Origin of the sequence: Rothia mucilaginosa ATCC 25296 (assembly GCF_000175615.1) — a bacterium.
GTDB lineage: Bacteria > Actinomycetota > Actinomycetes > Actinomycetales > Micrococcaceae > Rothia > Rothia mucilaginosa.
This window is the reverse complement of the sequence record NZ_ACVO01000017.1, coordinates 79,848-96,820: the sequence shown is the minus strand read 5'-3', so window position 1 is coordinate 96,820 and position 16,973 is coordinate 79,848. Positions and strand designations below refer to the sequence as shown.

Sequence of the window (16,973 nt, the reverse complement as noted above, 5' to 3'; positions counted from 1 at the left end):
AGGCTCTACCTAACTATGCAAGAGCCCGGTGAGGGAATAAGCTAGAAAAGAATGACGTTATACGCTCCACGACGGGAAAATACCCGACCCGTGGAGCGTATGAGCGAGAGAAGAAGGTACCCGTGGCTGAATACTCCACCCCCGCCAACACCCCGCTGAGCGACGACCTCGTACGCCAGCTTCGCCAGGATTTCCCGATCCTCAACACTGAGGTCAACGGGCACCCCTTGGTCTACCTGGATTCGGGGGCGACCAGTCAGAAACCGCTTCAGGTGCTCGACGCTGAACGTAACTTCTACCTGCACGCTAACTCTGCTGTACACCGTGGCGCACACACCCTCGCGGTTGAGGCAACCGACCTGTTCGAGGATGCGCGCATCACCGTTGCGAACTTCGTTGGCGCCACTGATGAAGAGCTCGTGTGGACCTCTAATGCAACCGAGGCGCTGAACCTGGTCGCCTACTCCATTGGCAACGCCTCTCAGGGTATCGGCGGTCCGGCTGCTGAGCGTTTCGCACTGGGCCCTGGCGACGAAATTGTCACCACCGAGATTGAGCACCACGCGAACCTCATTCCCTGGCAGATTCTTGCTCAGCGAACCGGCGCAACCCTGCGCCACATCCCCTCCACCGAGGACGGTCAGCTCGACTACGAGGCAGCCGAGGGCATCATCAACGAGAAGACCCGCATCGTGGCGTTCACCCACGTCTCGAACGTGACCGGCGCAATTACTGATGTGCCCCGCATGGTTGCTATGGCTCGTAAGCACGGCGCAATCGTTGTACTGGATGCCTGCCAGTCCGTGCCGCACATGCCCGTAGACTTCCACGCCCTGGACGTCGACTTTGCGGCGTTCTCCGGCCACAAGATGCTGGCACCCACCGGCATTGGCGCCCTCTACGGCCGTGCAGAGCTGCTGAACGCCCTGCCGCCCTTCCTGACCGGCGGCTCCATGATTACCCGTGTGGGTCTGCAGGACGCCGAGTACATGCCCGCCCCCATCAAGTTTGAGGCCGGCACCCAGCGTGTCTCGCAGGCGGTCGCTTTCGCTGCTGCTGTGCACTACCTGCAGCACTTGGGCATGGAGAACGTTGAGGCGTGGGAACACGAGCTGGGCGCTCGCCTCGTTGAGGGCGTTCAGAAGATTGAAGGCGTGCGACTGCTTGGCCCCACCGATCCCACCAAGCGTGCCGGCCTGGTCGCCCTCGCCATCGAGGGTGTACACCCGCACGATGTGGGTCAGCTACTCGACACTCAGGGCATCGCCGTGCGCGTGGGTCACCACTGCGCCCAGCCGCTACACCGCTGCGCCGGCGTGACTGCCTCGACCCGCGCCTCCACCTACATCTACAACACCACCGAAGATGTGGATGCTTTCCTGAAGGCACTCGCCGAAGTACGCCCCTACTTCGGCCTCTAAAGCAGACGCGTTAGACGCTAACGCCCCGAATTTTCAGACATACCAACTGACGGAAGAAGAACACCGTGTCTCTTGAATCCCTGTACCAGGAAATTATTCTGGAGCATTCTAAGCAGCGTAGCGGCGAGCACCTCGTAGAGGTACCCGCCGGTCACGCAAGTGCCGATAACCACCAGTACAACCCCACCTGCGGTGACGAAATCAACCTGCGTGTGGTGCTCTCTAATGAGCTGAAGGATGGCGAGAAGACCATCGAGTCGATCTCTTGGGAAGGCGACGGTTGCTCTATCTCCATGGCTGCCGCTTCTGTGCTCTCTGAAATGGCTCCTGGCATGACCACCTCCGAGCTTCAGCGCCACGTGGATGCGTTCCGCGAGATGTTGCGCTCGCGCGGTAAGGTGACCCTGGACGAAGAAGAGTACGGCGATATGGCTGCATTCTCCGGTGTTTCGAAGTTCATGGCGCGCGTGAAGTGCGCGATGCTCTCCTGGGTTGCCGTTGAGGAAGCTACTAAGGAAGCAGCTGCGGAGAACTAATTCTTTGCTGAGAAGGTAAGCTGAACCGGTGGGGGAGTAGCTAGTATTTGAACGCCAATCGAAAATATCGAATGGCTACTGAGCCTAAAATATTGCACAAGAACGTAAGCATATGCGGTCAAAGCGTGCAGAAAATACTGGCTAAAACTCTTCGCTAAAATCTAGCGGTTAATTGTTTATCTATATAAGCTTTCTTTGATTTCAAGCGACGTATAGAAAATATGAGGCGGATACTACACTGTATCCGCCTCATTTTTATATCTTTCTCTTTTTCCTCCAAAAAGGTGACTGGTAAAATAAAAGGACGAAGGGCGCCCAACCAGCACCCTCGAGAAACTCTTTTCGGACCCGCACACTCTGAGATGACAGCGAGAAGAAATAGGGCAATAATAAGAAAATATTTTCTCAATATTGCACATTCTTCACTTATTCTTAGGCTCTCACCCCAGACCGCGGATATGTTTCTCACCCCTCTGGTACCTCAACCACACCGGAATACCCATCGCCGCTACCAACCACAAGGAAGCCCCATGATTATTGGCTACGCCGCAGGCGCCTACGACCTTTTCCACTACGGCCACCTCGAGATTCTCCGCAAGGCTAAGGAAAACTGCGACTACCTCATTGCAGGCGTCGTGCACGATGACGTTCTGGAAGTGACCAAGGGCCGCCGCCCCGTCATCCCCATCGAAGAGCGTGCCGCCATCGTCAGCCACATCGACTACGTGGACGAAGTGCACGTCGAAACCACCCCCGATAAGCTCGAAACCTGGAAGCAGAAGCCCTTCAATGTCTTCTTCAAAGGCGACGACTGGAAGGGCACTGACAAGGGTAACGCCCTGGAAGCACGCTTCGCAGAGGTTGGCGTGGAAGTACACTACTTCCCCTACACCGAGCACACCTCCAGCACCAAGCTGCGCAAGGTCGTTGACCTGCTCGAAGCAGAGCACGACCTGCGCGTAGAGATGCGCCGCTTCGCCGAACTGCTCGGTGAGCGTGAGTACTCCGAGGCGATTGTCGCTTCCTAACACTGTCGCCTCCTAATGCTCATACGTCCTTATCAGGGCTCTAGAGCTCGTAGAGACCCATAAAGAACAGAGGATCCCCGCCGTAATTACTTACGACGGGGATCCTCTGTATCTTGGCGTATCTAGCCGTATATCAGCTACACCTCAAAGGTGAGCGTCTAAATAGGCTTTAGCGCTGTGCCAGCCACTTCTCAGCGGAGGTGCCCAGAACCTTCAGCACGCGGCCAACCTGCGGCTCAGCAGCGGCTGCAATCTTCTTGCCCACCAGCGGGATGGAGCAGGAAACCTCGCCGTTGACGTCCAGACGGGTCTTGTCACCCTCGGGAATCAGGTGCTGGGTAGCCTGAGCGGACACGGGCACGCCGTTAACCTTCACCTCGGTAGAGACGGTGCGGGAGCCGTCAGCAGCCGGTGCACTTACGGTGTCCACCTGGGTCATAGCTACGCCGTTGCCGACGAACTTACGAGCGATGTCCGGCACGCGCTCAGCGGGCACGGTACGTTCGGTGGTTGCGGTGAACTCTGCGGAGGTGTCACCGGAAACGGAGAAGCTGCCGAATTCAACGCCAACCTCGGAGCAGACGAAGCGTGCGAAGTCCTCGCTGGAGAATGCCTCGATAACCTGCTCAACGTTTGCGTTGATAACGGTCGATTCCTGAACTGCCATAATTGTTCCTTTCGTAGTGCGCGAAAACCCCGCGCATTATCCCTTCTAAGGATACGGTGCGCGGGGTTTCGCAACCAATGTAAAGACGCGAATCCACCTGAGAATATGCCGTGAACAAGGGAAAACATCCACAACCTCTCACAGGGTGGTTGGAGGATTCGCATGCCGGTCTAAAAATGAGGGAAACACCTTCGGGCGGCTCCCACATCGCATCACTAAGGATGCGGGATTTAGAAAGCTAAAGCTTTTTAGGCGCTGGGAGCCATCGCGTCGATGCGAGCCATCTCAGCCTTACCCGCACGGTGTGCGCGAGCAGCCTGCTTCAGGCGACCCCAGAAGGAATCCTTACGGTGGGTCTTGCCAGCGAGCAGATCCTGCAGTTCCTCGCTCAGCTGTGCGGCAGAAATCTCCGGGGTGGATACGTACGGCTCAGCGGTGCGGAACAGGGAGGGGTTCGCCAGAGCAAGATCCAGCTTAGCGAAGAGGTCTTCGCGGCTCTCAACAACAACAGCGTGGCCGCGCTTCTCCATCAGAGTGGTGAAGGGGACCTGGTGGTTGTCAACGACCTCGTCGAACTCTGCGCGGCGCGGAACAGCCAGGGGCAGAGCGCCGGTGCGGCGTGCATCCTGGATGGAGCCGGGGCCGCCCTGAACCAGCACTACGCGCGCGGTTGCGTAGTAGTCCAGCAGTTCGGAGGCGGGAAGAAGCTTGAGGTTGTCTGCGTGCTTAATGGGCGCAGTGTGACCATGCTGCACGAGGCAGGTGACCTCGGGGTGAGCTTCAAGATAAGCCTCAACCCAACGCAGAAGACGATCAAAAGTGTGAACGTCGGTGCCGAGGGACACCACCAAATCGTAAGTCTTGGTAGGAATACGAACGGGCGCGACGGCAGGGGTAAATACGGGCAGGTCGAACTTGGAAGTATCAACGCTGACGTGGGGGAAGTTCTGAATAGACATCGCCTATTCCTCTCTATGTATTTATCGGTAGTAACCCCGTATACCTGACGCAAAAAATCCGGAGGGCATCATTGGTATACGCGGCGGCGTCGTGCCGGAGAAAATGGTGAGTAATCTCCGCATACGCTTCTCTGGCGAGTGGTTAGTTCGCTTGGATGGTGAGTCCACAGTGGAGCGCACGACTTATGCGTATCTGTATGTATTAATAAATACTATACCCTGAAAATAACGCCCTCAGCACACGCGAGGACGCTATTTTCAGGATAAATTCATCACTCTTAGAAAATGGGATGAATCACACGAGAATCAGGGAAATTCTTCTGCTGTTCCTCGCTCTGAACAATAATTCGATCAGCAAAGGTGTACAACATCTTGCCGGTCATCGTCGGCAGAGTCGGGCGGTCAAAACACTCAATATAAAGAGTCTTTACGCCAAAAAGTTTAGCTGCAACAAAGAAAGGAACAGCAACACCTGCACCCGCAGAAACAACCGCATCCGGACATTCCTTCGGGAAAATACGAAATGCCAAGAACAGATTACGAATAGCGTTCTTAATATTTCGGGTGGTCGGGTAATACGCCCAATAGGTCTTCTCATCAGCGAGAGAAGATTCAACATCGGGCTGCTTAAAGCTAACCCACACGCGGTCATAATCCTGCCACGCAGCAGAAGTAGCTGTCAGATGCTTCAAGTGTCCGCCACTGCTAGAAACCAGCAGAAGCTTCTTCTTCGGTGCCTGAGAGGAAGTTGACTCAGTCATAGTGTTCTCCTAAAGCCCCAATACAAGAGAAAAATAAGAAGAGAAGATAAGGGTGAGCTGACGGGCCCGGCGGAACCGGCATCAACAGACCTATCACAATAGATCCACCTCAGCAGGTACCACCGCACCCTAAGCTCAAGGACGAAGGACGAACCCGCACAGAGGCGAGGCATCCATCAACAGAACCCCGAGTACTCGCGGTCTGATTACTCGCGATCCAGGAACACAGCCAGAGCGTTCACGCCCTCAAGCTGATCCAGCTGAGCGAAAAGCTCACGAACCTGCTGCAGAGAAGTAGCCGCAGTCACCGGAACCAGAGCCACGCCGCCAGCCTGAACAAAACGCAGCTGGGTCGACAGGGGAGTAGCGGTGCTCAGGCTAATCACCAGAGGAGTCTCGCTCTTCTCAACCAGCGACTCGGGGGTGTGGCGGGTCAGAGCGTCACGAACCGAAGCGTAATCGGTGAAACGTGCGTACTCGGTAGGCAGAACACGCTGCAGCATCTGGTACAGGTGCTCAACACCGCGGTCAGTACCGGGCAGAATGACAACGCCGGAAGCACCAGCGCTCTTCACATCGCCGTCGGGAGCACCCATGGTGCGCAGCAGCATGAACGCGTCATTCGCCTCAGAGGTGGAACCCAGCTCGTGAACGGGGATGCCAGCATCTTCCAGACGATCAGCGTAACCAACGTGACGCATGGTACGGTCACGACCGTAAGCCAGTACGGCACCAATCAGCAGACCTGCAACAGCACCAACAATACCCATCTTCACCGGGCCAAGAGCCGAGGAAGAAGAAGGAACCTGAGCCTCGCTCATCACGCGGCCACCGGTAGTAGAAGTCAGCTGAATCTGAGCACGACGATCCTGCAACTGAGAGAGCAGAGCCGCACGGTTGTTATCACCCTCGAGGCCAGAAATCTGCTCATCAATCTGGTGCAGAGCGGAATCAACGCTGCTCTTCAGAGACTCGGAACGAACCTGCAGGTACGCGTTTGCCATAGCGTTAGCGTAACGTGCAGCCTCCGTGCCGTTGGGGCGGGTTACCTCAATATCCAGAACCGCAGTCTGAGAGGTGCCAGTCACCTTGACGGAGCTCATGAGGCGGCTGGTCAGCTGAGCCTCAGAGAGGGTATCGCCATTAGCAATCAGAGCCTTAGCCGCGTTCTGCGCAACCTCGCGAGAGGAAGCAACGCGAGACTCGGTCGCAATATCCACCTTCGCGGAGTTAGCGCTACCGGTACCGGCGGGATCAACCACCAGCGGGTAAACAACCAGCGAAGCCTTAGAAGTGTACTTGCTATTGGTCATGTAGCCGTAGGCGGCACCCGCCACAGCAAAAATCACGACCGACAGCAGAATCAGCAGACGGTGTCGGAAAATGCGACGTACCTGGCTGCCAAGGGTAACCGAGGAGGTATGAGAGGTGTTATCCATGTGGACATCCTTGAGGAAGAGAAACGGACACTAAATATCGGAGAAAAACGTAGAAGAAGCGGAAGGCTAAGACTTCGCTCGGCGGGCGGAAAGGAAACGCTCAATGCCGAGTGCCTTGCGGAAGCGGAACAGCACCGCACCGTACACCGGCACCAGCAGCACCACGTACACGATGACACCCAGCACGCTCTGACCCAAAACGGCCAAAGACGCTAGAGCACACGCCGTCGGAACAGCTGCGCCCAAGAAGAGCGAAGGAGCCATCTCACGGACCGAAGCGCGAATACCCACCAAACGGAATACCTGGTAGCTCGCCAGGAAGGTATCAATCAGCAGAGCCGATGCCCACGCCGTCACTGCACCGTACAGGCCCCAAACCGGAACCAGCGTGAAGTTCAAAGTCACAGCCACCACCAGCGAGGAGAGCTTGTTCAACAGCTGCCAGCGGCTCTTACCGCTCATCAGCAGAACAGACTGCACGCCACCGGCACTCATCGACAGCATCGCCGCCGGGCAAATCACCCAGAGGATACCGGCGCCAGCCTCAAAGCCCTTACCGAAGAAATGCAACAGCACGGGACCAAAGAACGCCAGGGAGAGGTAGAACGGCCACGACAGAGCAGTCAATACACGAGTGGTCGATAAGAAAATCTCTCGAGCACGGTCCAGCTGACGGGTCGCCAACGCCGCACTAATCGACGGGCCAGTCACCACACGACCAGTGTGCTCAATCATGGTGCCCACACGAACACAACGGTTCACAGCACCATAGATACCACCGGCAGCGGCGCCCAAGAACGCCGTCACGACCAGCACGTCAATCCACTCCAGGATCGTCTCCACAACGGTAGCGACACCGCGTGCAGAGCTGAAACCCCAGAACGAACGGAACGTCTCAGTCGGAGAATCCTCAGAAGGAAGAACCTCCACATGCTCCTCGTTGGGGAACGCCCGCTCCAAAAGCCACAGAGCAACCACCGCAGTAATTGCCACCGGAATAGTCCAGGCGTACACCAGCTCCATGAGCTGACCCGAGAACAGAACCACCAAACCCACAGCCGCAAAACGCAGAGTAGGAAGCAGAACATTCTGCAGAACCGTAAAAGTCACCACACGGTGCAGGCCACGCAGAGCACCGAAGAACACCGTCATCAGCGCCGCAACCAGAACGAAAGCCGAACTGACGCGCATAGCCGACTGATATTCAGGAGCCATCGGCACAACCTCGGTGTAGATGTACACACCCGCCACCAGAAGCACCGAAGTCACCAGCGAAGGAATCAGACCGTACTGAATCAGCTGCGGCAACACGCCGTAACGACCCAGCGCACGCTGAGCGCTCATCGTACGAACTAGACCCGTATCCGCGCCGAAGGTCACCAGCGAAATCGCAATCGCGAACAACGCCATCAGACGGAAAAACTCGCCCGAACCCTCAGCACCAATACCATTCGACACCACCATCGTGGTCACGAACGCGATACCGGCACCGTACATCACGCACAGAGAAGCGAGAGAACCGCTCTTCGCGAGGCTGGGCTGCTTACCCTTCGTAGGAGCCTTCTTCGCTGGAGCATCCTTCGCTGAGGCGCTATCGGTCTGTGCCTTCGAATCGGCAGACTCAACAGTAGCTGATGCCGTCCTGCGAGAACCGGGCAGATGAGCGCCCACCACAGTGGCAGAGCTTGCCTCCGAAGAACCAGCAGTCGAAGTACCCGAAGAACTCGCTTCCAAAGAATCGGAGAGCGACTTCTCAGGAGCAAAGCCCTGAGCGGGAGGCACAATCGACAGCGCCGTGGTCGCAGGAAAACGACCGGAACGGATGTCATCCACCGTGGGAGCAAACTCATCAGCAGAAGACTCTGCCTGAGAATCAGACTGTTCCACTACCGGATCCACATACTCGCCGCTCTCACGCAGACGCGCACGACGGCTAGGATGACCACCCATCGAATACGCATCATCAAAAGACGAAACCGAAGCGGTATCTAAACCACGAGGGGACTGATCCTTCGTCATAGCCCCTCACCATCCCGAATGGAACGCATGCACGCCATCGAAGCGAGCATCAGAATCGTCAGCTGAGCAATATCGAAGCTGTAGAAAATAAAGACAACGCAGCACGCCACCGGCACACTATGCAACCAGTACCCGGAGGCGGTCTTCACTCGTGCGCCGCTTGCCACAGTGCACACCATGAAGAGTGCGAATAGTGCCAGACCTACGAAACCGAAGCAGAACATCAAAGTCCACAGGTAACCCTGGGTACCCATCGACACACCAATGCTCGGTTCCATGCGCGGAGTGCCATAACCGATAATCGGGGACTCCAAGGTCGCATTCCAGGTAGCACGGTAGAGCGCCGCACGACCGCCGGTCGAGTCAGAGTAATCCTGACGGCCCAGAATATTGTCCACAGTACCCGAAGCGAAAAGTGCCACGATGACAGCCGCAATCGCTGCAACACCCATGCCTACAGCACGCCAATTAGCTGCCAGGAACTGACGCAGCAAAACATATGCTGCGCTAATACCCAGACCAATAAACATGCCGCGGTTACTAGTCGCAATTGCCGGAACAGTAGAAAGAGCCATACCGATGAGCAACGCAACGCGCAGCCAGATGGAACGCAGACGCAACAGGCACGCCAGCATCACCGGGGTGAGCAGGGTGTACGCCAGACCCCAACTATTCGCGTAGGGGAACGGTGCGGAGGGGCGAATATACGCCTCAGGTGCACCCCACGGGCGCTGAACCTCCGCCAGAGGAGGAAGCATATAGTCACGCACCAGCGGGTTCTGCATGAAACCAGAAGGCATGATGAAGCTCATCGGGGTACGCAGACGGAACTCGGGGAAGAGAACGCCGCCATAACCCAGCACAATGAGGGTCACCCACAGAGTCGCCAGACCACCCAACAACCTGTTGAGGCTAATAGAGGAGCGCGCGTTGTAGTAGTACAGGGCGTAAATGCCGGCGCTGAGAATGTTCACAAAGCGCAGACCCCAACCAATCATGTCGGTGGAACGGGTCAGAGCAAGTGCCGCAACAACAACCCATACGCAGAATGCGCCCCACACCCACAGGGAACCGGGCACACGCACATTACCTCGAATGATGAGGTAAAAAAGCATGATCGCTGCCAGTACCAGCGGCGCAATCTGAAGCAGCCCCAGAGCCCACAGCGCCGGGAAGCCATACAGCAACGCCAGCAGAGGCCATGCGGGGAGCTTCTTCTGCGCTGTCGACATCGGACGGATGCGCGCGCGGGCACGCAGAATACCGCTGGGCGGCGTACTAGCCGACCCTGCGGAATCCTTCAGCGCAACAGGCGAAGCACCCGGATGAGAAAGAACGGAAGAGGAAACCATGTCTGTGCGATACCTGGTTAGAGACCTCGACCGGTCTTCTGGACGAGATCAAGAAGCGTAGCGGGCTTAATAATGCCGGTGGATACAACGTATGCTGCCCAAGCACGAAGCTGCTTGGGGTCACGGCGCAGAGCGGAGCGAGCGTACGCGCGCGCCTCCTTGTTGTTGCCCAAAGACGCCTGAGCGTACGCAATCTGACCGGCAATACGTGCCAGGCCCTTGGGGTCCTGCTCAAATTCGGGGAACTTACGCAGAATGTAGCTCAGACCGTCAACCATGGACTGCCACTTGCCAGAGAAGAAGGAAGGACGGTCCCAGAGCACCAGAATCAGCGGCTCGGGCACGCTCAGCACATCGCCGTGGCGGGTTGCGCGTAGCAGCAGGTCGTAGTCTTCACCGTAGGCGGCGGGCAACTCCTCATCGACCAGACCGATGCGGGCGGGCTGACCGTCAACGCCGAGCAGATCCTCGCGGGAGTACAGCATTGCGGAGGGGTGAATTTCGGTAATGCGCGAACGCAGGAAGTCAGCGAAGGTCGCGCGCTCGGGCGCCAGGCGCACGATGTCCTGACCGCCGGAACGCACGGTAATACCCGAAGAGATAGCGGCTGCTTCGGGGTTTTCGCGCCAGAGAGCAACCTGCTGGGTGAGCTTGGAAGGCATCCAGTAGTCGTCATCATCGCAGAAGCCAATCATCTCACCACTGGAGGCGATGATGCCGCTATTGCGGCCGCCAGCCAGACCGCCGGAACGGGTATTGGAGACAATCTTCAGGGCACGGTTTTCGCCGACCTCAATATCCTCGAGGCGGTCGGGCTCAACACGGTCAAAGACGACAACAACTTCAACGAAACCGCGGTAGCTCTGCTCAAGGATAGAGCGGACAGCCACGCGCAGCAGCTCGGGGCGCTTGCCGTTGGTCGCGATAACGGCGGAAACAGCAGGGTTGCGAGAGGTGAAGTGCATCATTGGGATTCTCCTTACTCAGCGGGGGTCGCGAGGCTAACGTACTTGCGACGCATGGACAGCAGGACGGTTGCGGCATTAGCCAGCAGAAGCAGCGCGTAGACGATGACGAATACGGGGCCGAAGCCAACAAAAATGTAAATCCAGCAGAGGGTGCCAGCGTCCATGTGCAGGTTGATGAAGGAGCGCAGGGGGCCACCGGTGGGCGGTGCTGCGGTCTTGCGGTTGTTGCGCAGCTGTTCAGCCAGAATCTGGCTCATGAAGTGACCGGCGGTCAGAGCGGTGAAAATCATGGGCATCGCAATGATCCAGCCGTTGAAAGTGCTAGAGCCGGTGAAGGAATAGTGTGCCGGGTACAGCAGGAAAGAGAGCAGAGTTGCCATGTGCACCGAGGGCACACGGATGGAATCGACCACATGGTCGAGCCACTCACCGGCGGGGGAGGACGCACCGGTCACGCGAGCAACCTGACCGTCAGCAGAGTCCAGGCCGTAACCGAGGGCGAAGAGTAGTGCAACGCAGATACCTACACCAACGCTGGGCGGGCACGTAATCAGAACGACGAGGCCTGCTGCGGAACATGCGGCGGAAATAGCGGTGACGCCGTTGGGGGTGATGCCCAGTGCGACAGCTGCCGCAGCGAAGTAGCGTGCTACTCGGCGGTTGACCCAGCGGGTGTAGGCGGGAACGCCAATGCCAGGCTTCTGCGCTGCTTCAAGAGAGCGCAGGGTGTGAGAAAACTTCGCAGAAAATCCCGATGCGGGCGCGGAGTTTGGGGTGTGAGGTGCCTCAGAGGTGGACATGCACATTCCTTTTAATCGGTGAGAGGAGTGAAGGAGAGTGAATTACTCCCTTTCGGGGCGGCTGCGAGAAAGTCCGGAAGTCCCGCACGCGAAAAAAGAGGTGGTTGGTCCCTTTTTCACATACACCACTATATAGATATTTTACAACGAGATAAAGTGCGACAGGGGGCGTGTGGTCAGGGTCAACAATTGTGTCGCAAAAAGCCGCTGACAATGCTCTATAGTGCAGATTGGCGGGTTTCTGCGAGCAGGGTAGGAGCCTAACAAACCGGGGGTATCGACGCCTTCATCCTGTGAATTATGGTTTTAGAATTCATATCTGAACATTGTGCTGAGATACACATAACAGAAACACAAATAACAGGAATAAATGATGCAAAAAACACAGAAAAACGGGTAGCACACGCAAATGGGGTTTGATTTCCTGAATCATTCAGAAAATCAAACCCCATTTAGCTGAGATTGTCTAGAAGGTATTAGTTCCTTCGAGCCTGCATCGGAACGCGGGTTCCGACTCCGTTATTGACGATGCGTCGCTCGCCCCGGTCGGCTGCCGCGTTGTTCGCGTTATCGACCATGGGCTGCTCAGCAACCGGCGCCTTAGCAGTTGCCTGCAGGTCGAAGCTTACATTCGGGCGAACGTTACGTCGACTAATGCCCGGGTGAACCTCAACTGCGATGAGGTTCTCGCCAACCTTCAGCTTGGACGCCGGAACGGTGAAGGTCACCGGAGTCTTCTGAGCCTTAGCGGTATCAATCGAGCTCGATGCAACCGCGCTATTCCACAGTTTGCCCCTGATGTTGAAGTTGGAACGGCCAACCTCTTCACCGTTGACACCCACCGCAATAGCGTCATCTGCGTAGGTGGTCAGCACCAGGTCGCGGCTCGCCTGCTCACGAGTGAGCTGGATGGTGGTGTAGGCGTAGATATTTTGGCGGTTACGCATGAGCGGAACATGAACGGAGGTGTTGAGGTTACCGGTGCCGACACCAATCGGGGTCTTGCCGGTCTGCCATGCTTCCTGCGCGATATCTTCCAAGGTGAAGTGGAAGTTGTACTTCCAACCGTACTTACGGTTAGGAGCCTGACTGGAGACCATGTACTTCCACTCGGACGCGTAGGGCAGAACAATCTGGTCCTTAGCGGCCTCGTCCTTAGGATTCTCTTCCTTCGGGTCCTCGGGCTTGGGCTCCTCAGGCTTCGGGTCCGGATCCTGGGCCTTCGGCGCCTCAGTAGTTGCTTCTGCACTCGGGGTAGCGCTTGCCGAAGCACTGGGGTCAGCAGTAGCGGTCGGATCAGCACTTGCCGTCGGGTCAGCGCTCGCGGTCGGATCAGCGGTAGGAGTCTCGGTCGCGGTCTCCGTGGGGGTAGGAGTCGGGCGAACCGGAGCTACCTGAACCGGAGTGGAGGCAGAGTAGTTATCCGAGCTGTCCGCAGCGCGTACAAAGTAACGTGCGTTATCGGTGTGGTCAATCTCGAACTTCGTACCCGAAGTACTAGCGATGACTCGGTCATCACGCAGAATCTGGTAGCGGACACTATCGGTATCCTGCACAGCGTCCCAGGTCAGAACGTCCTTATCGTCCTTCAGCTCTACCTTCAGGTTCTGCGGGGTAGCCGGAGGAGTCACATCGCGAGCCTCAAAGCGCGCAAAACCAACGGTATCCTGAGTGCCGTGAACACCCAGCGAACGGTGGATATCGCCACCAACCCACAGAGTGCCCTTAGAATCAACGAAAGACTCCCAGATACCGAAGCCGTGGTCACCCTTAATAGCGGGGGAGAACTCCGGCAGCATCTTACCGCTGTCCTTATCGAACGCAGCAACCAGCTTGATCGAATGAATCACGCTTGAACCGCTCACCGGGAACGGCTTATTACGCGAATCCTGGTAGAGGAAGTCACCACAGTGGCAGGCACCATAAATGGTGTTGCCGTTCAGATGCAAATCCTGGAAATCTCCACCATCACGGGTAATTGCAGTGTAGGTGGGGCTCAGGGATGCCTTGTCGTAACGAGAAATAAGGTGCTCAGTACCACCCACCCAGACGCCGGTACCGGCATCCTGAACGTCGAACTGGAAACCCCAAATCTTGGTTTCGCTACGCAGATCAGAGACATTAGCGCCGGTAGGAATCTCAGAGTGCTGGTACACCCACGGACTACCCTTCTGCATGTTCTGAGTAATATCAGCCACGCGGTAGGCAAGACCGCCGTTGAGCCAGGTGAAGTAACCGGCGACGTAAACGTGAGAGTTATCAGCGGAGGCGCTAATACCGTTGACAGTACCGTTGAACACCTGGCGCCAGTTACGGTCTATACTCACAATACCGGGCACGCCGTTAGAAGGTTCGCCCAACTTAAAACGGGCAATATTGCGTGAATACGCAGCACCCGCCTTTTCACTTTCATAAACGTGGGTAAAGGTGCCACCAATGTATACGTAGTCACCCTGACGATGGATGGTCTTCACCATCATGGGCTCGGTGAGAATACGATCTTCGACTCTAACCTGGGCCCATTCAGGGGCAATTTCACCAGTCGTGGCATCAACAACGACGAAGCTCTCATGCTTCTTACCGTTAACCAGGGTAAAGGCGCCACCAACCGCTAGACGGTTATTCGGCAGAGCCTCAACAGCCTTCACCTGACCATTAACAGTCAGCTTGAAGTCGCGGCGCAACTCGCCGGTTTCCGGGTCAAAAGCAGCAATATTAGATTGCGCAACATGCTCACCGGTAGAGGACTCAAGGTACTCGAAGTCGCCGCCAATAAACACGCTGGAGGTGCCGTTGCCGTGATCGACCTCGGTGATGGCCTCAACATAGGTGTTCATCTCGGTGGTTTTACGGGAGGCGGTCTTAGCACTGGTGCGCCAGCGCCAATCCGCCGAACGGCTACTGGGCAGGGCACGACGAGCGCTCGCCTGAGTACCGGAATCCGGGATAGCGCCCAGATGCAAATCGTTCTGGGTCAGCTTCGGGCGCAGGAACATCTGGGTATAACCGAATGAGGTTTCACCCTTACCGTCCTTACCGTAAATGTAAGAGTTCTGCGCGTCGGTCATCTCCGGCTCAGAACCGCCATGTGAAATGGGGGCGTTCGCACCGTAACGGAAACCCATACGGTAATCCTGGGAAGCCATCTCATCAAACTTCAACGTCTTGAAGCCGTTATTCTGACCGCCCAGAATGTGGTCCTGCCACGTGCCGTTAGGCCAGTCCCTGCGGCCATTTTCATTGTAAGAAGAGAACTCCTCAGGGTTGGTGACTGTCGCGTTCGACCATACAGCGCTCGAACGCAGAGCCCAAGTCCACTCGGAGGTCTGGCGGCGATCAACCGTCGCCTCCTGCCACTTGGTGCCCGAAGTGTTCAGGGCACGGCGGAAACGGTAACCATCGGGTAGCTGATCGGGACGAACACCATTAAGTAGCTGAGAAATAGTGGTACCCGAAAGCTGAATCGGGGTCTTCGCTGCGGGCAGGGAGCTCAGAGCCTTACCCTGCTCAAGCGTCAAACCGGACGATGCGGGTGCGGCATCGCTGTAGAGCTGAGACGTATCGCCCTGACCCTCGTAGTTTTCAGTCCAGCCGTCACGACCCTCACCAATCTTGAGCCAGCCGCCGCCATCAGTTTCCTGATCGCAGTAGAACTGTGCCGGCTGGCTCATTGCGGGGGTGTATAGCCAGTATGCGCCGCTCTTTGCCTCGGGGTTAGCCTGCTTGGCTTCCCAACAGCTGGCGGCAGCACGCTCGGAGGTCGTGCCATTGTAGAAAGCAGAGTCCCTTTTTTCCGCAGTCTGTTCGACAGCGGTACTCGGCGTAATAGCGGGGATAGCTACGGGCAAAGCCAAAGCCGTAGCAATGCTCAAGCAAAGAGTTGAGCGGGTTATAGCAGAACGAGAAAAGCCTGAGCCCGTCATGCCAAGGTGGGCTTTCATAATATCTCCAAATGAATGCCAAGAAATGTTATCGAGTGCGCATCAACATTAATGCGCGATGGACGACAATGCGCGGTTTCCAGAGAATCATAGCTGGAAACCGGCATCTTTAATTAGACCCTAGCAATCAGGATTGTTCGGGAAGTCGTGGGTTGCAATCTTCCACTGACCATCGACCTGAACGAGGGTGTAGATATTGAGTGAACGCTTGGGAGAATTGTCATCCTTTACAGGCTGATTATTCTCGTCATAGATCTTCACGGAGGAAGAATCCATGCATACTTCCAGCATGCGTGCGGGCTGACCCTTGTACTGAGTTTCAGCCATACGGGGGTTACCCACTACAGTGGAAGAACCTTCATAGTGCCAGCCTGCCAGTGCGTATTCGGAAGCCTGCACAGCAAACTCAGCGGCAGCGGAGTCTACCGCTACGGCCTCGATGGAACGAATCGTCTCATCATCGAGAACAGCGCGGGCCTGCTCAACGTTCTGCTGCTCAGCCTCTTCGTCGCTACTTGGATCAGCGGTGCGTTCCGGGGAAGGCGCAGCAGAAGGAGCCGCCTTAATCTTGGTCAGAATGTTTTCGTAGGAATTGACCAGCTCGGTGGTTTTCTTAACTTCTTCAGTGTCCACGGGCACGGAAGAAGCCTTCTTCATTTCCTCCGAACCAGTGTAAATCTCTTCAAGCTTCTGGCCATCAGAAGAAGTAGCCTCAGCATCCGCCTTGGGGGATGCGTCGCCCGAAGCTTCAGAGGAGGCTTCAGCGGTGCCATGCTCGGAAACCTGGGGAGAGGTGCTCGAGGACTGAGCGGAAGAAGCGTGCGCAGAAGCGGAAACGCTAGCGGATGCAGAAGCCGAAGAAGAGCTGTCGGAGCTCGGGTTTTCAGTAGCGCAAGCGCTCAGAACCAGAGCAGATACTGCAAGGGTGCCCAGGGTGCCCAGAAGGCGGGACCGGGAGGGCTGCTTGAAGAATGCTGACATAGGAAGCCTCTTTAGTGGTTGGAGTGAGATTGACTATTTCCGGAAGATAATACCTTGCACGATGACAAAGCACCTAAAGGCTAACACGCAAAGCTGGGAGA

Annotated in this window: 13 protein-coding genes; 3 read left to right on the top strand and 10 right to left on the bottom strand. The window is 56.6% G+C overall.

Going from position 1 to position 16,973, the window contains the following annotated elements; translation table 11 throughout:
- Positions 1–122 precede the first annotated feature (122 nt).
- The 3 genes from ROTMU0001_RS06865 to ROTMU0001_RS06855 all read left to right on the top strand — a co-directional run bounded on the left by ROTMU0001_RS06865 (position 123) and on the right by ROTMU0001_RS06855 (position 2,985).
- Positions 123–1,421, top strand: a complete 1,299-nt coding sequence (locus tag ROTMU0001_RS06865) for an aminotransferase class V-fold PLP-dependent enzyme (RefSeq protein ID WP_005508889.1) — start codon at positions 123–125, stop codon at positions 1,419–1,421.
- 65 nt (positions 1,422–1,486) lie between these two features.
- A complete protein-coding gene (gene sufU / locus ROTMU0001_RS06860) occupies positions 1,487–1,957 on the top strand; it encodes a Fe-S cluster assembly sulfur transfer protein SufU (RefSeq protein WP_005508888.1) in 471 nt (156 codons plus the stop codon).
- A 530-nt stretch (positions 1,958–2,487) separates the two neighbouring features.
- Positions 2,488–2,985 carry an FAD synthase family protein gene (locus tag ROTMU0001_RS06855; RefSeq protein WP_005508886.1) on the top strand — a complete coding sequence of 166 codons (498 nt, stop codon included), beginning with the start codon at positions 2,488–2,490 and terminating at the stop codon, positions 2,983–2,985.
- Between the two features lie 169 nt (positions 2,986–3,154).
- Here the strand turns inward: ROTMU0001_RS06855 and ROTMU0001_RS06850 are convergent, their stop codons facing one another.
- From ROTMU0001_RS06850 to ROTMU0001_RS06805, 10 genes are all read right to left on the bottom strand, one after another.
- Positions 3,155–3,652 (bottom strand): DUF2505 domain-containing protein, encoded by a 498-nt coding sequence (locus ROTMU0001_RS06850; protein ID WP_005508885.1) that lies wholly within the window; start codon positions 3,650–3,652, stop codon positions 3,155–3,157.
- Between the two features lie 248 nt (positions 3,653–3,900).
- Positions 3,901–4,611, bottom strand: a complete 711-nt coding sequence (locus ROTMU0001_RS06845; RefSeq protein ID WP_005508883.1) for a glycosyltransferase — start codon at positions 4,609–4,611, stop codon at positions 3,901–3,903.
- Between the two features lie 278 nt (positions 4,612–4,889).
- The gene (locus ROTMU0001_RS06840; protein ID WP_005508881.1) at positions 4,890–5,372 is read right to left on the bottom strand and encodes a UDP-N-acetylglucosamine--LPS N-acetylglucosamine transferase; all 483 of its coding nucleotides are present in this window, start codon (positions 5,370–5,372) and stop codon (positions 4,890–4,892) included.
- 206 nt (positions 5,373–5,578) lie between these two features.
- Positions 5,579–6,811, bottom strand: coding sequence for a Wzz/FepE/Etk N-terminal domain-containing protein (locus ROTMU0001_RS06835; protein WP_005508880.1), 1,233 nt, complete (start codon positions 6,809–6,811; stop codon positions 5,579–5,581).
- 66 nt (positions 6,812–6,877) lie between these two features.
- A complete protein-coding gene (locus ROTMU0001_RS06830; protein ID WP_005508879.1) occupies positions 6,878–8,830 on the bottom strand; it encodes a lipopolysaccharide biosynthesis protein in 1,953 nt (650 codons plus the stop codon).
- Positions 8,827–10,182 carry an O-antigen ligase family protein gene (locus ROTMU0001_RS06825; protein WP_005508878.1) on the bottom strand — a complete coding sequence of 452 codons (1,356 nt, stop codon included), beginning with the start codon at positions 10,180–10,182 and terminating at the stop codon, positions 8,827–8,829. Before ROTMU0001_RS06825 ends, ROTMU0001_RS06830 begins: the two co-directional genes overlap by 4 nt.
- A 17-nt stretch (positions 10,183–10,199) precedes the next feature.
- A complete protein-coding gene (locus tag ROTMU0001_RS06820) occupies positions 10,200–11,150 on the bottom strand; it encodes a glycosyltransferase family 2 protein (protein WP_005506972.1) in 951 nt (316 codons plus the stop codon).
- Between the two features lie 11 nt (positions 11,151–11,161).
- Positions 11,162–11,950, bottom strand: a complete 789-nt coding sequence (locus tag ROTMU0001_RS06815) for a CDP-alcohol phosphatidyltransferase family protein (protein WP_005508877.1) — start codon at positions 11,948–11,950, stop codon at positions 11,162–11,164.
- Positions 11,951–12,426: 476 nt separating this feature from the next.
- Positions 12,427–15,804, bottom strand: a complete 3,378-nt coding sequence (locus ROTMU0001_RS06810) for a fibrinogen-like YCDxxxxGGGW domain-containing protein (RefSeq protein ID WP_005508876.1) — start codon at positions 15,802–15,804, stop codon at positions 12,427–12,429.
- Between the two features lie 207 nt (positions 15,805–16,011).
- Positions 16,012–16,872 carry a hypothetical protein gene (locus ROTMU0001_RS06805; RefSeq protein ID WP_005508875.1) on the bottom strand — a complete coding sequence of 287 codons (861 nt, stop codon included), beginning with the start codon at positions 16,870–16,872 and terminating at the stop codon, positions 16,012–16,014.
- Positions 16,873–16,973 lie beyond the last annotated feature (101 nt).

Coding starts and splice junctions, on each gene's coding strand:
- ROTMU0001_RS06820 (WP_005506972.1), bottom strand. CDS start 11,150: ATGATGCACTTCACCTCTCGCAACCCTGCTGTTTCCGCCGTTATCGCG.
- ROTMU0001_RS06825 (WP_005508878.1), bottom strand. CDS start 10,182: ATGGTTTCCTCTTCCGTTCTTTCTCATCCGGGTGCTTCGCCTGTTGCG.
- ROTMU0001_RS06830 (WP_005508879.1), bottom strand. CDS start 8,830: ATGACGAAGGATCAGTCCCCTCGTGGTTTAGATACCGCTTCGGTTTCG.
- ROTMU0001_RS06845 (WP_005508883.1), bottom strand. CDS start 4,611: ATGTCTATTCAGAACTTCCCCCACGTCAGCGTTGATACTTCCAAGTTC.
- ROTMU0001_RS06805 (WP_005508875.1), bottom strand. CDS start 16,872: ATGTCAGCATTCTTCAAGCAGCCCTCCCGGTCCCGCCTTCTGGGCACC.
- ROTMU0001_RS06835 (WP_005508880.1), bottom strand. CDS start 6,811: ATGGATAACACCTCTCATACCTCCTCGGTTACCCTTGGCAGCCAGGTA.
- ROTMU0001_RS06850 (WP_005508885.1), bottom strand. CDS start 3,652: ATGGCAGTTCAGGAATCGACCGTTATCAACGCAAACGTTGAGCAGGTT.
- ROTMU0001_RS06855 (WP_005508886.1), top strand. CDS start 2,488: ATGATTATTGGCTACGCCGCAGGCGCCTACGACCTTTTCCACTACGGC.
- ROTMU0001_RS06840 (WP_005508881.1), bottom strand. CDS start 5,372: ATGACTGAGTCAACTTCCTCTCAGGCACCGAAGAAGAAGCTTCTGCTG.
- ROTMU0001_RS06815 (WP_005508877.1), bottom strand. CDS start 11,950: ATGTCCACCTCTGAGGCACCTCACACCCCAAACTCCGCGCCCGCATCG.